2 protein-coding genes are annotated in these 2,252 nt (G+C 40.6%); both read right to left on the reverse strand.

Annotated features, from left to right (window positions below):
• Positions 1–367 precede the first annotated feature (367 nt).
• Complete coding sequence (gene tyrR, locus FNZ24_RS21325; protein ID WP_153916809.1) at positions 368–1,909, reverse strand: transcriptional regulator TyrR; 1,542 nt, start codon at positions 1,907–1,909, stop codon at positions 368–370.
• Positions 1,910–2,126: 217 nt separating this feature from the next.
• The coding region (locus FNZ24_RS21330; RefSeq protein ID WP_194945125.1) for a 4a-hydroxytetrahydrobiopterin dehydratase at positions 2,127–2,252 on the reverse strand (126 nt) is incomplete at its 5' end.

Genomic DNA, 2,252 nt, shown 5'->3' on the forward strand with positions numbered 1-2,252 from the left:
CTATTAAATTGTCATCCTTGCTTAGTGTATTTCACTTCAACATCAGCGTTACCCAGCTAGTTTTATATAGCTCGCTGTACTGATGTGAACCATGGCACTTCACAAGTTAATACCAACAAAAATAGCCTTCTTAAGGCTAGAAATACCTTAAGCTTAGCCAAATTAATATAGCGTGAGGCAAATCACACTTTTGCAAGGTACCCGTAGTTTTGTAAACCTTTTGATACATTGCTCAAGATATTAGCTATTTAGCCAATATGCGTCTTAAAAACACGACAATGCCAGCAAATTGCTGGCATTAAATCGTTACAGGTGTAATTAGCCTATGCCAATACTCCAGCACTTGTCGTTAGCAACTGAATGGTCACTAGCGCTTCTTAGTAATTTTGTAATCTCTAAGTTTATTCGCGATAGCAGTGTGTGAAACCCCAAGCTTTTTCGCTAACTGGCGAGTACTTGGATAAGCAGGATACAAACGCCTTAGCAGACTGGCTTCATATTCTTTCATTGCTTGATCTAAGCTGCCTTCAAATTCTTCATCAAAATAACCGAAGCCTTCAGCATAAGACGGTAACTTTAATTGTTCTACAGTTAATTCAGCAGAACCATCCCACATAGAAACAGCTCTAAAAATGGCATTCTTTAACTGACGCACATTACCAGGCCAAGCATAAGTGAAAAGGTAATCACGACAAGAGGCAGAAATACGACGTAGAGGGCTTGAAAGCTGCTGACTGTAATGCTCTAAAAACATCTCAGTCAGTGGAATAACATCCACTTTACGTTCACGAAGCGACGGCATGTGATAGCTCAATACGTGAATGCGATAATATAAATCTTCCCTAAATTCGCCCGACTGACAGAGTTCCGCAAGGTTTTTCTGGGTTGAACAAATGATACGTACATCAGCGCGCACTTCTTCATCACCGCCAATGCGTCTAAATGTGCCGTCTTGCAACAGACGCAGTAATTTAACTTGCGCCGCTTTCGACATTTCAGCTATTTCATCTAAAAAGACAGTGCCGCCTTTTGCTTCTTCAAACAAACCACGTTTAACCACTTGGCCGTCATTAGAAACAAAACCAAATAACTCTTCTTCAGCAACGCTGTCAGGCAGCGCGGCGCAGTTAATTGGAATAAAAGGATGTTCGCGGCGCATGCTGGCATCATGGCTCGCTTTAGCCATTAACTCTTTACCTGTACCAGTTTCGCCCGTGATCAGTAGCGGTGCATCAAGCTGGGCCATACGTTTAGCTTGTTTAAGTACATCTTTCATTTTGTCGCTAACGGCCAACACATTATCAAAACCCGTTGTTTGGTTCTGGAGTGCATTAAACTGCTTACCGACTCTTGCTGGAGATTTAAGAGACACCACCGCACCAGCAAGAATACTGGCATTGTTTTCGTCGGGCAGATAGATTGGCAGCATTTCAGCTAAGTACTCATTACTGCCTATTTGAACACGAGTCGCTTGTGCAAGCACTGGCGCTTCAGTTAACCAACGAGAAAAGTTAAACCCTTGAACCCAATGGTTTAATGATTCATCGATAACTTCATGCTCATGCATGTTTAAGGTCAGCAGTGCAGACTCATTTACAATACGTATGCGGCCTTTAGAGTTAATGGAGAATACCGAATCAGGTAAGGTTTTTAATAAGGTTTTTAACGCATAATGTTCTTGTTCTGACGGCATAAATGAAACCGTGCGAACATCATGTACACTTTCTACTTTTCGAATAAGGGGCATTAACTCGCTTAAGGTTTCAAAACCAATTTCAGCGAATTGTAGGTATAAGAAACCTTTATTACTGGCGTCAATCGCGATTAAATTAATACCGTAATTTTCTAATACTTCGAGAATATCTTTCGCAAGGCCGATGCGATCTAAACAGCTCACTTCCAAACGCATATACAACTATTCCCTATCAGTCATTTTCTGGAATATACGAGGATTAATGAAAAACCCATTAAAAATAATGAGAAATACCATCCTTCTTTAATTTGTGAGCGATACGTTAAAAGGTTATGAGGCGTGTGGCAAGTGTTGTTTACAGTGGAATTGTAACAGAGGAAGTATTTCAGCAGGTTACGTTAACGTAACCTGCTGAAAATAATGCTGAAGATGATTAACCAATTAACTGGTCTGTTTTCGCAGCCATGATGAAATCATTCTTATGTAAGCCTTTAATTGAGTGTGACCACCAAGTTACAGTCACTTTTCCCCATTCAGTCAATATCCCTGGATGATGAWA

Source organism: Shewanella sp. TC10 (genome assembly GCF_009663145.1).
Lineage (GTDB): Bacteria > Pseudomonadota > Gammaproteobacteria > Enterobacterales > Shewanellaceae > Shewanella.

Excerpts from the sequence above, each read along its gene's own strand:
- tyrR (WP_153916809.1), bottom strand. The coding sequence starts at position 1,909 with ATGCGTTTGGAAGTGAGCTGTTTAGATCGCATCGGCCTTGCGAAAGAT.